The 13419-nt window shown below is 32.4% G+C and carries 10 protein-coding genes and 2 tRNA genes; 9 read left to right on the top strand and 3 right to left on the bottom strand.

Annotated elements, in window-relative coordinates; translation table 11 throughout:
- Positions 1–202: 202 nt before the first annotated feature.
- A complete protein-coding gene (locus tag V6624_RS06740; protein WP_111288021.1) occupies positions 203–1228 on the top strand; it encodes a LacI family DNA-binding transcriptional regulator in 1026 nt (341 codons plus the stop codon).
- Between the two features lie 113 nt (positions 1229–1341).
- Here the strand turns inward: V6624_RS06740 and polA are convergent, their stop codons facing one another.
- Positions 1342–4185 carry a DNA polymerase I gene (polA, locus tag V6624_RS06735; RefSeq protein ID WP_338841347.1) on the bottom strand — a complete coding sequence of 948 codons (2844 nt, stop codon included), beginning with the start codon at positions 4183–4185 and terminating at the stop codon, positions 1342–1344.
- A gap of 190 nt (positions 4186–4375) precedes the next feature.
- Between polA and V6624_RS06730 the strand changes: the two genes are divergently transcribed.
- From V6624_RS06730 to V6624_RS06705, 6 genes are all read left to right on the top strand, one after another.
- Positions 4376–4582, top strand: coding sequence for a hypothetical protein (locus V6624_RS06730; protein ID WP_111288015.1), 207 nt, complete (start codon positions 4376–4378; stop codon positions 4580–4582).
- 181 nt (positions 4583–4763) lie between these two features.
- Positions 4764–5438: a response regulator transcription factor gene (locus tag V6624_RS06725; RefSeq protein WP_111288013.1), complete on the top strand. Its 675-nt coding sequence runs from the start codon at positions 4764–4766 to the stop codon at positions 5436–5438.
- A 10-nt stretch (positions 5439–5448) separates the two neighbouring features.
- Positions 5449–6777: a sensor histidine kinase gene (locus V6624_RS06720; protein ID WP_239455689.1), complete on the top strand. Its 1329-nt coding sequence runs from the start codon at positions 5449–5451 to the stop codon at positions 6775–6777.
- A 104-nt stretch (positions 6778–6881) separates the two neighbouring features.
- Positions 6882–7073: a hypothetical protein gene (locus V6624_RS06715; protein ID WP_111288011.1), complete on the top strand. Its 192-nt coding sequence runs from the start codon at positions 6882–6884 to the stop codon at positions 7071–7073.
- Between the two features lie 167 nt (positions 7074–7240).
- Positions 7241–8476, top strand: coding sequence for a metallophosphoesterase (locus tag V6624_RS06710; protein WP_111288009.1), 1236 nt, complete (start codon positions 7241–7243; stop codon positions 8474–8476).
- Between the two features lie 73 nt (positions 8477–8549).
- Positions 8550–8852: a thioredoxin family protein gene (locus V6624_RS06705; protein ID WP_008466807.1), complete on the top strand. Its 303-nt coding sequence runs from the start codon at positions 8550–8552 to the stop codon at positions 8850–8852.
- Between the two features lie 24 nt (positions 8853–8876).
- On the opposite strand, the gene V6624_RS06700 is transcribed toward V6624_RS06705, so the two are convergent.
- Both V6624_RS06700 and V6624_RS06695 read right to left on the bottom strand, forming a co-directional pair.
- A complete protein-coding gene (locus V6624_RS06700; protein WP_338841345.1) occupies positions 8877–9518 on the bottom strand; it encodes a polysaccharide deacetylase family protein in 642 nt (213 codons plus the stop codon).
- A 98-nt stretch (positions 9519–9616) separates the two neighbouring features.
- Entirely contained in the window at positions 9617–12898 is a 3282-nt protein-coding gene (locus V6624_RS06695) for a DUF2723 domain-containing protein (RefSeq protein WP_338841344.1), read from the bottom strand.
- 246 nt (positions 12899–13144) lie between these two features.
- On the opposite strand from V6624_RS06695, the gene V6624_RS06690 reads away from it, so the two are divergent.
- Positions 13145–13215, top strand: a tRNA-Gln gene (locus V6624_RS06690).
- 110 nt (positions 13216–13325) lie between these two features.
- A tRNA-Gln gene (locus tag V6624_RS06685) sits at positions 13326–13396 on the top strand.
- Positions 13397–13419: the final 23 nt, after the last annotated feature.

The following is a 13419-nucleotide window of genomic DNA, read 5'->3' as shown; positions in this document are numbered from 1 at the left end:
TTTTTTTAATAGGTTAACAACATTGGCCATTAGTTGTTTTGTATTTAATTATTAACGAAATTTTAGGAGATACGGTTTCAGAAAAATCTGCTTTTTTAATATTATTTCGAATAAATGGTATAATTTGAAAGACAGCTAGTTGTTTTTTATTGTATTTTCGGTAATTCTACTATATTTGTATTAATTACATAAACTTTTATAGATGAAAGCTAAAGCAACTCTAAAACAAATTGCGAAAGAACTAGGAGTTTCGGTGTCAACAGTGTCTAAAGCTCTGAATGACAGTCCGGAAATTAGTGAGCAAACGAAGGTGAAGATTAAAGAGTATGCAAAACTCAAAAATTATAAGCCGAATGTTATTGGTCTGAATTTAAAGAATCGTAAGACAAAAACGATAGGTGTAATTATACCTAATATATTAAACTCTTTTTTTGCTAAGGTTTTTAGCGGTATCGAGAAAGTTGCCGATAAAAAAGGATATAATGTAATTACGTGTATTTCGAATGAATCTTTAGAGAAAGAAGTTCATACATTAGAAATGTTGAGCAACGGAACAATTGATGGATTTATTCTTTCTGTTTCTCAGGAGGCACAAAAACTTCAGGATTACAATCACTTTTCAGAAATTATAAACGATGGAACTCCAATTGTAATGTTCGATCGTATTGCTGATGAAGTAGATTGTGATAAAGTTGTGGTTGATGATTTTGATTCAGCTTTAAACTCTACACAGCATTTAATTGATTTAGGATGTAAAAATATTGCGTTGATTTCTTCTGTAGATAATATAAGTGTTGGAAGATTAAGAACAGAAGGATACTTGAAAGCTCTAAAAGACAATAATATTCCGGTTAACGAAAAAATTATTCTTCGTACCGATTCTGAAGAAGACATGAAGGCTAAAATCGAAGGGATTTTTGATCATAAAATTGACGGAATTTTTGCTTTGGATGAAAATGATTCGGTTGCGGCATTAAGAGTAAGTTTGAAAAAGGGATTTAGAGTTCCAGAAGATATTTCAATCATTGGTTTTGCAGACGGAATTCTAGCTTCAAGACGTTTATCGCCAAGTTTGACTACTGTAAGTCAGCATGGAGTTGAAATTGGAGAAGTGGCTGCAAAAAGATTAATCGAAAGATTGGAAGAGCCAGAAGGAACAATTTCTGAATACGAAACAATCGTCATCAAAACAAAATTGAAAGAAAGAGAATCAACTCGAAAAAAATAAAAATAAAAAAACCATCAGCTGAAACTGATGGTTTTTTTTATGATTTTGTAAAATCAGATTGTTTTAAAGTTATCAAAAATCTAAAATCAACAATCTGAAATCTAAAATTAGAATTAGTGCGCTTCTAGCCAATCTTTACCCATTCCTAATTCAACTACTAAAGGAACCGACATTTTAAACGCGTTTTCCATTTCGTGTTTAATCATAGGCTGAATTTTCTCGAGTTCATCGTTGTGAACATCGAACACAAGCTCATCATGTACTTGAAGCAACATTCTTGATTTCCAGTTTTCGTCGCGAAGTTTTTTATGAATATTGATCATTGCAATTTTAATCACATCGGCAGCGCTTCCTTGAATTGGAGCATTTACAGCATTTCGTTCTGCAGCGCTTCTTACAACAGCATTTGCAGAATTAATATCTTTTAAATATCTGCGACGCCCTAAAATAGTTTGCACATAACCTTTTTCACGAGCAAATTCAACTTGTTCTGAAATATAAGATTTAAGACGTGGATATGTTTTATAATAAGCATCAATCAATGCAGCGCTTTCGCTTCTTGATAACGAAGTTTGATTGCTCAAACCAAAAGCTGAAACACCGTAGATAATTCCAAAGTTTACGGTTTTCGCATTACTTCTTTGTTCGCGAGAAACTTCTTCTAGCGCCACATCAAAAACTTTCGCAGCAGTAGCTCTGTGAATGTCTTCTCCATTTTGGAAAGCTGCAATCATATTTTCTTCACCGCTCAAAGCAGCAATAATTCGTAATTCGATTTGAGAGTAATCGGCAGAGATTAAAGTGTGGTTTTCATCGCGAGCCACAAATGCTTTACGAATCTGACGTCCTCTTTCTGTACGAATTGGAATGTTCTGCAAGTTCGGGTTATTAGAGCTTAAACGTCCCGTTGCAGCGACAGTTTGCATATAATCAGTATGAACACGTAAAGTCTTTTTGTCAACCTGTTCAGGTAAAGCTAAAATATAAGTGCTTTGTAGTTTTACCATTTGACGCCAATCCAGAATCTGTTTTACAATTGGGTTGTCATTAGCCAAATAAGTCAAAACTTCTTCTCCAGTTGCATATTGACCTGTTTTAGTCTTCTTTTGTTTTGCTCCGCCAATCTTCATTTTATCAAATAAAATGTCACCTAATTGTTTTGGAGAAGCTAAATTGAATTTTTCGCCAGCTGTTTCGTAAATCTGCTGTTCAAGAGATTTAATTTCAACATCCATTTCTTTAGACATTTCTTTTAAGAAGTCAACATCTAAACGAATACCTTCCGTTTCCATATCAGCCAAAACGCTTACTAACGGAATTTCGATTTCATCAAATAACTTTTTAGTTTCTGTTTTATCTAATTCAGCTGTAAAGATTTCTTTTAATTGTAATGTAACATCGGCATCTTCGGCAGCATATTCTTTAATGTCTTCCAAAGGAACATCGCGCATATTAAGCTGATTTTTTCCTTTTTTACCAATTAAAGTTTCGATTGATTTTGGAGAATATTTTAAATACGTTTCGGCTAAAATATCCATATTGTGACGCATATCTGGATTAATCAGATAATGTGCAATCATGGTGTCAAAAAGTTTTCCTTTTACAGTTACACCATAATTAGAAAGGATTTTTAAATCGTACTTTAAGTTCTGTCCGATTTTCTCAATGTTTTCATTTTCAAAAAACGGAACAAATTTGTTAATCAAAGTTTGAGCCTCTTCTCGGCTTTCCGGAAACGGAACATAAAATGCTTTTCCTTTTTCGTAAGAGAAAGACATTCCGACCAATTCTGCGTGTAAAGCATCAATTCCAGTCGTTTCTGTGTCAAAACAAACCGCAGTTTGTTTTTCTAAATTCTGCAAAAGCAATTTAATCCCTAAATCACCTTGAATGGTTTGATAAGAATGCTCTGTGTTTTCTAAAGTATTATAAAACGAAGTTCTTGCACTTTCAGGGTTTTCATCGTCAAGAGTTCCGCCACCGCCAAAAAGATCAAATTGGTCTTCGTTTTTAGGTTGCGGTTTTTTGTATAATTTGGCATCAGGAGCTGGAGTAGCAGTTTGTGTGCCATCAGTTTTAAATAAATTATCAAACTGTTCCGCCATTCTTCTAAATTCTAATTCTTGAAAAATAGCATCTGTTTTTTCGATATCAGGACGCGAAAGTTCGTAATCATCTTCGTTGAAGGTTACATCGCAGTCGCAAATAATTGTTGCCAGTTTTTTAGACAAAATACCTTTGTCTTTATTAGCTTCGATGTTTTCTTTCATTTTTCCTTTTAGTAAATGTGTATTTTCTAAAAGGTTTTCCATTGTACCAAATTCTTTCAGGAACTTTTTGGCTGTAACTTCACCAACTCCAGGCAATCCAGGAATATTATCCACGGCGTCACCCATCATTCCAAGAAAATCAATTACTTGGTCTGGTCTTTCAATCTCAAATTTTGCCAAAACTTCTGGGATTCCCCAAATTTCAATTCCGTTGCCCATACGAGCAGGTTTGTACATAAATATATTTTCAGAAACCAATTGTGCAAAATCCTTATCTGGCGTTACCATGAAGACTTTGTAGTTTTGTTTCTCTGCTTGTTTGGCAATAGTTCCAATTAAATCATCGGCTTCACAGCCCTCGACTTCAATAATAGGAATATGCATTGCTCGCAATAATTCCTGAATATACGGAACGGCAATTTTAATAGCCTCTGGCGTTGCATCACGATTGGCTTTGTATTCTACGAACATTTCGGTTCTTACATGGCTTCCGCCTTTGTCGAAAGCAACGGCTAAATGATCTGGTTTTTCTCTTTTAATAACATCCAAAAGTGAGTTCATAAAACCCATAATTGCAGATGTATCCATTCCTTTTGAGTTGATTCTCGGGTTTTTTATAAAAGCATAATAACCACGAAAAATTAGTGCATAAGCATCTAGAAGAAAAAGGCGTTTTTGAGTTGACATATAAAAAATATTAGTCTGTAAAAATAAACAATTGGGTTTTAAAAAACGATTTGCTTCTCGAAAATTATCCGAATAGTTAATGTCTAGTTAAAATATTCATTAGGTACGATTTCTTCATTTTTTCTTCATGTTGTCAGGATAATTTTGAGGTATAAATTAAAAGGTTATTAATTATTAAATCTTAGAAATCATGAGAAATTTATTAATGGTACTAGTAGCAGTTTTAGGAACAAGTGCAATGGTTCATGCTTTTCCAGCAAAAACAGGAAAAGAAACTCCAGCTAAAGAAGTAAAAGCAACAAAACATCCTAAAAAACACAAATCTGAGAAAAAAGCAAAATCAGCAAAAAGTGAAACTGCAAAAACAGAAACCCCAAAAGCAGAAGTGAAAAAATAATATTGTTTTTGTTTTGTTTTCAAAGGATTGTAAGGAAACAAAACAGGAAGGATAATTATGAAGAATGCCGGTGGTAAAAGCTGATAAAGAAATTTGTCAGCTTTTTTCGTTAATGTTTTGACAATGCTGTTTTTTCTTCTTTTTAAATGATTAATTTTAATTGTGCTTAAACACCTTGTTTATGAATGTTTTGATTGTAGAAGATAATCGAGAACTTGCCGTAGAAGTTTATGATTTTTTGTGTAATGCAGGGTACATCTGCAAGATTGCGCATACTTGCAGTGATGCTTTAGAAGAGTTTAATAGTAATGATTATGATGCCATGCTACTGGATTTGGGGCTTCCCGATGGCGATGGTTTTGAAGTGCTGCAGACCGTTAGAAAAACAAAATCAAAAATGGCAGTTATTGTTTTAACGGCTAGAGGAGAACTGGATGATAGAATCAACGGACTTCATCTTGGCGCCGACGATTATTTGACTAAACCTTTTGCTTTGACAGAATTAAGCGCAAGATTATTTGCTGTTATTCGAAGAATACACGGTTTTACTTTAAATAATCTTACGATTCATGATTTTGTTTTACAGCTTCAGGATTATAAAGTAAGTTTTAATGATCAGCCAATTAGTCTTACGAAAAAAGAATTCGATATTTTTCAATATTTGGTTCTAAATAAAAATCGTGTTATTACTCGTCTTCAGTTAACCGAACATATTTGGGGAGATATTTTAGAGGTAAATTCAGATTCTAATTTTATTGATGTTCATGTTCGAAATCTCAGAAAGAAATTAGATAAACATGCAGCAATAGATTGGTTTGAAACTGTTCGAAATGTTGGTTATCGTATAAACGAATAAAACGATTCTTGTGAAAATAAAACATCAATTAGCCATTTTTAATGCCATGACAAGATTGTTGGTCATTTTGGTTTTATGGCTAATGCTTCCCCTTTTGGTTGAAAATGTGGTCTATCATCATATCAATAATAGTCTTTTAGAGAAAAAGAAGAAATTTATTGAGTACTTAAATCAGGAAGAAATAAATGATTTTATAGAAAATCCAGATGATTCAACTGAAACTTTTTCGGAGTTTTCAACTCTTCACAGTGAGTTTTTAGTGCTTTCTCGCGTTCCAATGCAATTACATCAAAAGAAAACAACTTTTAGTAATGAGTATCGAAAAATAGAAGGAGAAGAAAACGAATATCGAATTTTGCAGCATCATTTTGTGTATGAAGGTCAAGACTATCAGCTTGAAATTGGAAGCAGTTTGAGCGAGGTTAACGATTTGACTTTTGTAATTAAACTCTTTATTATAATAGTTTTTGTGGTCATTCTATTTATTACTTTTTTGGCCGATACTTTTTATATAGAATATCTTTTAAAGCCGTTTTACAAAATTATTGATACCAAAATAAGGCGAGTAAACGAACCGGAAACATTTGATCATACTCCGATAAAAGCAGCTTCGAGAGATTTTAGAGAATTGGATTTTGTTCTGAATCAAATGATGGATCGAATTGCTGAAGTTTTTAAAAAAGAGAAACAGTTTATTTCGAATGTTTCACACGAACTTCTTACGCCAATTGCACTGCTCAAAAACAAACTTGAAAACTTATTGCAGAATGAATCTTTAGACGATAATGCAGTTGATAAAATTGCTGGTTCGCTAAAGACATTAGATATGCTAAAAAAAATCATCAATAATCTTCTCTTGATTTCTAGAATTGATAATAATCAATATGAAGCGAATGAAGAAATTGATCTTCGCGAAATAATTTCAGATTTGTATGAAGATCTTCAGGATCGAATTGATGACAAAGAAATTCACTTCGAAAATAAAATGCAGAATGGCTTTGTCTTTACTGGGAATAAAACATTAATTCATATTCTCTTATATAATTTAGCTACAAATGCCATTAAGTACAATAAATCTGGTGGAAATATTATAGTAGAAGATGGTTTTGTTGATGAACATTATTTCATTTCAGTAAAAGATTCAGGAATAGGAATGGATGAATCGCAGACTGAAAAAATATTCAGCCGTTTTGCCAGAATCAATTCCGATCAGGAAGGGCAGGGGTTAGGGCTTGCGATTGCACAAAGTATTGCATCTTTTCATCATATTCAAATAAAAGTGAAATCGGTTTTAAATGAAGGAACCACTTTTATCTTAGTGTTTGAAAAAGCTAATTAAAAGTTAAAATTTCTTGTAAGACTTTATCTTCATTTTGTCTTCATTTAACGATTATATCTTTGACTTATAAATAATGAAATAACAATCATAAAAATTTAAAAGTCATGAAAAAATTAGCAATTTTAGCAGTAGCAGTTTTAGGAACATTCTCAATGGTAAACGCGCAAACAACTCCAGCGCAAACAACTCAAACAAAAGAAGCGAAAGCTCCTAAATATGATAAAAAAACAAACAAAAAAGCTAAAGGTGAGAAAAAAGCAGAAACTGCAAAACCAGAAGCTGAAAAAGCAAAATAATATAAGCGACACTTATAAATCGTAAGATTAAATAGTTTTAAAGGTTGGTAGGTTAAAGCTGGAAGAAGCCATTCTTTCAGCTTTTTTATTTTTTAGAGTTAAATTTTTTATAATAAAAAGAAATAGAATTCTCATTCTTTGTTACTTTGTTTAAAACTATAAATTAAATGATCTTTCGTTTTATAATTCTTTGTGCTCTTTTATTATTTATTGAGTTCTATTCCTATCAGGCTTTTCGAACTTTAATCAAAACACGTTGGGTTTTGATTGGTTATCAAGTTATAAGCTTACTGGTTTTAATCTTTATTATATATTCTTTTTCGCAAGTAGACCGATCTGTTGGCCAGACTAGGCAATTTATGTTTACCACAGGTTTGATGCTAACGGTATATGTGCCTAAAATTGTGCTTACGCTAATAATGTTTGGCGAAGATATTTTTAGAATAGGAGCAAGCATCTTAAATTATTTTATTTATAATACTCCTCGAAAGGAGATGATGCCTGATAGGCGAAAGTTTGTAAGTCAGTTGGCATTAGGTTTGGCAGCAATTCCGTTTCTTTCTATTATTTATGGAATTTTTGAAGGAAAATATAATTTCAAAGTAATCAAACAAACGATCTTTTTTCCAGATCTTCCAGATGCTTTTGATGGTTTTAAAATCACACAAATTTCGGATGTTCATAGCGGAAGTTTTGATAATCCTGAGAAAATCAATTATGCTATTGATTTGATTAATGCCCAAGAAGCAGATTTGATTTTGTTTACAGGTGATATTGTCAATACACACGCTAAAGAAATGCATCCTTGGCTGGAAACTTTTAGTCGTATTAAAGATTATAAATATGGGAAGTTTGCTGTTTTAGGAAATCACGATTATGGCGAATATGTGACTTGGCCTTCTGAAAAAGAAAAGGACGAAAATTTTAAGGAGATTAAAAATTTGTATGGTCAGATTGGTTTTAAATTAATGCTGAATGAACATACTTATATTCAAAAAGGCGATGATAAAATTGCTTTGATTGGTGTGGAAAACTGGGGGGTGAATTTTAAAAAAGCGGGAGATTTAAATAAAGCTTCTGAAAATGTCCATAAAGACGATTTTAAAGTTTTAATGAGCCACGATCCAAGTCATTGGGAAGCAGAAATTAAAGATCATCCAAAGAATTTTCATTTGACATTTGCAGGACATACGCACGGTATGCAGTTCGGAATCGAAATTCCTGGATATTTCAAATGGAGTTTAGCACAATATATTTATAAACAATGGGCTGGACTGTACGAAAACGTCGGAAGATACGTTTATGTTAACCGTGGATTTGGTTTTCATGCTTATCCAGGACGAGTTGGAATTATGCCTGAAATAACAGTAATTGAACTAAAAAAGGGCCGTAATGTCGCTTAATTCGTTAAAAATGCTACATTTGTATAATATTTATTTCTTTTAAGAGATTTAAAAAACTTAAATTTTTGGTTTTATGTCAAAATTTGGAGAATTAATAAATGCTCAAGTTCCAGTGTTAATTGACTTTTACACAGATTGGAATGAATCTTCAGTTTCTATGCATCCTGTTATTAAGGATGTTGCTGCTGCGCTTGGTGATAAAGCTAAGGTAATCAAAATAGATGTAGATAAAAATCAGGAACTGGCAGAAGCACTTCGCATAAAAGGATTACCAACCTTAATGATTTATAAAGAAGGACAAATGATCTGGAGACAATCTGGAGAGCTTGATGCGAATACTATAATAGGAATTGTTCAAGAACAATTTAACGTCTAAATAACCTCTTTTTGTTGATGTTATTTAGTGAATAATGTCAAATTTATATCCATTTTCTTTTAAAAAATGCAGTGTTCTAGGCAAAGCAAATCTTAAATTTGGAGAAGCTTTAATGCTGTCATGAAAAACAATTACACTTCCTGATTTTACATTTTTTGTTACGTTTTCAAGGCATTTTTCAGGAGTTATACTTTGGTCAAAATCTGCACTTAAAACATCCCACATTACAATTTTATAGCCTAATTTTCTAAGAATTTTAGATTGTGCTTTTTTGATTTTTCCGTAAGGAGGACGGAATAATAAATGATGCGTAGCTTTTTCCTGTTCGTCTAAAATATCTGCACAGTTTTTTACATTTTCAATATATTCATTCGTGTGGCTTTTCCATCCATTGACATGATTCATGGTATGGTTTCCAATTGAATGGCCTTCAGTAATTAGTTTTTCGAAAAGAGCCAAGTTGGCTTTAATGTTTTTTCCGATGCAGAAGAAAGTGGCTTTTGCATCAAATTTTTTCAATTCAGATAAAACCCAATCTGTTATTTCTGGAGTAGGGCCGTCATCAAAAGTCAAGTATATTTTCTTTTCATTGTTGGGAATGTCCCAGCAATATTTAGAGAATACCTTTTTAATAAATGAATTAGTTTTTACCCAATAGAAACTCATCTTGAATGGAATTGTATTATAGTATAAAATTAAAAAATGCAGCGCTATTTATCAAACAGCGCTGCATTTTTTTAATTGTTAAGATTTTCGTATATTATCTATTCTTTTTCACGTCCAAAACGCTCAAAAACATTTACATAAGTATTGAATGTTGTTTTGTGTTTATTGTAAAAAGCAGTGTCTTTGTTTGCATCCATTACGTGTAATAAACTTCTATAACGTTCAATATCTGTAATAATATCTACAGCTAAATCAGTTTGGTCAGATGGAGTCAAAGTGCTGTAATAGTTTAAGTTCTCTTTGTATTTTTGAACTAATTTGTTTAGAAGATCTTGTGCTTTAGCAGTTTCTCCAACTTTGTAATAACCATCAGCAAAACCTTCAACTAAAGAGTAATATCCAAATTTGTCTAAAGGCATTTTTGTCATTGCCAAATTAATTACATTTTTAGCTTTGTCAATTTTACCTTCTTCAATAAGTTGGTTCATTAATCTAGAAAGATTAGTGCGGTATGTAATACTGTTTCTTCTTGTTTCTGGATCATGATAGATTTTTTCGCTTTCGCTGTTACCCCAATCCCATTTCATTACAATATCGTACATTTTATCAGCATCAATTTGTCCCATATCTAATGGCCCACCATCTTTCGAAGGAGTATTTTTTACTGGAACTAATTTGTAAACCATTCCGTCTAATTGCAGATAATCTTTTAACCATAAATAATCTTCATCATCAAAAGCACCACCACTAAAGTAGATTGGTCTCTTCCAATTGTTATTTGCTAAGATATCAAGCATCATTAAACGGTTTTTGTATAATGCGCTTCCTTTAATGTCAATATCTAAGTAAGGAACAATAGAATCGTAATATTTCGGATTAACTACTTTATTTTGAATAATAGTGTTTTTGTCCACATTCACTCTAATCTTGTTTGTAGGGTAGAAATGAATAGTTTGTCCGTTTTGTAAACCAACAGTCGATTTAGGATTTTTGATGAAATCAATGAAATCCTTAATATTCCAACGGGTATCAATTTTTTGAATATAAGCTGTATAATCTAAATTGTCTCCTACATATTGGCTATGTACAAAAGAAATAGGCAACGGATTAGATTCATAAGACTTAGCCTTCATTTGATCGATGTACCAATCTGTCATAAATAAACTTGTATTTACAATCTTCACATCGGTTCTGAAATGCTCAATTTCTTGTGCATACCAGAGTGGGAAGGTGTCATTATCTCCAATGGTGAATAAAATTGCGTCTTTATCACAAGAACTTAAATATGCTTTTGCCATTGCAACAGCAGTATATCTTCCAGATCTGTCGTGATCGTCCCAGTTTTGTGAAGCCATTAAAATAGGAGCAGCTAATAAGCTTCCAGCAATGATAACTGGTCCAGCAATTTTTGGAGCTACATATTTCTGGAAACTTTCATAAAGTGAATAAACACCAAATCCGATCCAGATCGCAAAGACATAGAACGATCCTACAAGTGCATAATCTCTTTCACGAGGTTCAAAAGGTCTTTCGTTTAAGTATATTTTTAATGCAATTCCTGTAAATAAGAATAAAGCCAAAAGAACATAAAAGCTCTTTAAATCTTTGTTAGCATGGTACATGATACCAATTAAACCTAAAATAAATGGAAGGAAATAGTAAACATTTCTTCCTTTGTTATTTAATACATCTGATGGCAAATTGTCTTGAGAACCTAAATGAATTGAATCTAAAGGTTTGATACCGCTGATCCAGTTTCCATCTAAATTATCGTATTTACCTTGAACATCATTTTGGCGTCCAACAAAATTCCACATTAAATATCTCCAGTACATGTATCCAAATTGATACTCAAACATAAAACTGAAATTGTCTACTGTAGTTGGTTTTTCGATAATTAAGTAGTCACCATAACTTCTTAAGAATTTAATATAACCTTCGTTATCAATTTGTTTTTGTGCGTAAGCTTTTCTGAATTCAGAAACTGTTTTTTCAACTTCATTACGCAATTGAGCTGTAGCTTTGTTGTATTCGTCTTCGCTTAATTGGCTAGCGTCGATTCCATATTTTGACAAATCTTCATCATAATCATAGTTAGGGTTAATTCTGAATTTCGGAGGATTTGTAAAATTGATATAGTTTTGAATGTGAGCCGTTTCTGTGCTCCACATTCTTGGCAGAACCGCTTTCTGATTGTCATCAGAATTTTGCTCTGCATTTTTATAATTGTTGGTAATGATATATTTACCTGTTTTATAATCTCTTTCGTAGTTAGGTTTTTTGTCTAAATAAGGTGTTTTAGCATCAAGGCCAGAGAAAAGTTCTGTGTATTGAGGTCCATAAAATAAAGGATTTACGCCATATTGCTCACGATTATAATACGCTAAAACCTCAGTAGCATCAGAAGGTTTGTTTTCGTTAATAACTGTATTTGCATTTGCACGTACAGGAAGCATTAGCCATGTAGAGAAACCAATCAGAATGAATAAAATACATAATATTATAGTGTTGTAGAATATAAATCCTTTTTGTTTAGTGTATTTTAATCCAAAATAGAAAAAAGCAATAAATAATAATGCTACAAAAATAGTTCCTGAGTTAAAAGGAAGTCCCATGCTGTTTACCATGAAGATTTCGGTTTTCCCGAAAAATGCCATAGTTAATGGAAGTAGTAATTTGAAAATGAATAATAAAATTCCAATAACAACTACATTAGCAATAAGGAAATTCTTGATTGTAACTTTTTCGTAGTGTTTGAAATAGTATAAAAATCCGATAGATGGAATAGTTAAAAGAGCCATAAAGTGAACTCCAAACGAAAGACCAACAACCAACGAAATGATTAAAAGCCATTTGTTTCCTTTTGGTTTGTCCATATCTTGTTCCCAACGTAAACCAAGCCAAAAAAGTAATGCAATTAATAAAGAAGCCATTGCATAAACCTCTGCTTCAACAGCATTAAACCAAAAACTATCAGAAAATGTATAAGCTAAAGCCCCTACAAAAGAGCTTCCTAAAATAACAATTGAATTGTTTTGGTCGATTTCAGCAAAACGAGCTACAATCTTTTTTAAGATCATAGACGAAGACCAGAACAAAAACAATATGGTAAAGGCGCTAGAGAAAACAGACATCATGTTAACCATTACAGCTACATGTTGCGCGTCTATTGCAAACATGGCAAAAAATGCACCCATCATTTGGAAAAGCGGAGCTCCAGGAGGGTGACCTACTTCAAGTTTGGCTGCGGTAGCGATATATTCTCCACAATCCCAAAAGCTCATTGTAGGTTCGACTGTTAATGTATAAGTGATTAAAGCGATTGCAAATGCAAACCAACCAATAACGGTATTCCATTTATTGAAATTGAATTGTGCCATATTTAGGTGTTAAAAATTTGAATGTTTTTCTATCCTACAAAGAAAATGTTTTTTTATGTAAAGAAAAGGTCATTAACAAAAAATTCTACAAAACTATCATTTAAAAGTAACGCGTTGGCTATGAGGTGTTTTTGATTGTAGTGAAAATTTCAAAAGTAAAAAAATGAAAAAAAGTGATTTTTTTTGCCCAAAAAGTTTGCGTAAACTAAATAAAGCCTTAAATTTGCACTCGCTTAACAGCACTGCTGGTCTATGGTGTAATGGTAACACAACTGTTTTTGGTGCAGTCTTTCTAGGTTCGAGTCCTAGTAGACCAACATAAAAAGCCTCTCAGAAATGAGAGGCTTTTTTTTATGCAAAAAAGTTTTGTAAAAAATTTGCATAAATTAAATAAAGTTCTAATTTTGCACCCGCTTAACAGTACTGCTGGTCTATGGTGTAATGGTAACACAACTGTTTTTGGTGCAGTCTTTCTAGGTTCGAGTCCTAGTAGACCAACAGAAAAGCCTCTCAGAAATGAG

It is taken from the genome of Flavobacterium ginsenosidimutans, assembly GCF_037478105.1.
Taxonomy (GTDB): Bacteria; Bacteroidota; Bacteroidia; order Flavobacteriales; family Flavobacteriaceae; genus Flavobacterium; species Flavobacterium ginsenosidimutans.
The sequence above is the reverse complement of the archived record's forward strand: the minus strand, read 5'-3'. Positions and strand labels throughout refer to the sequence as shown.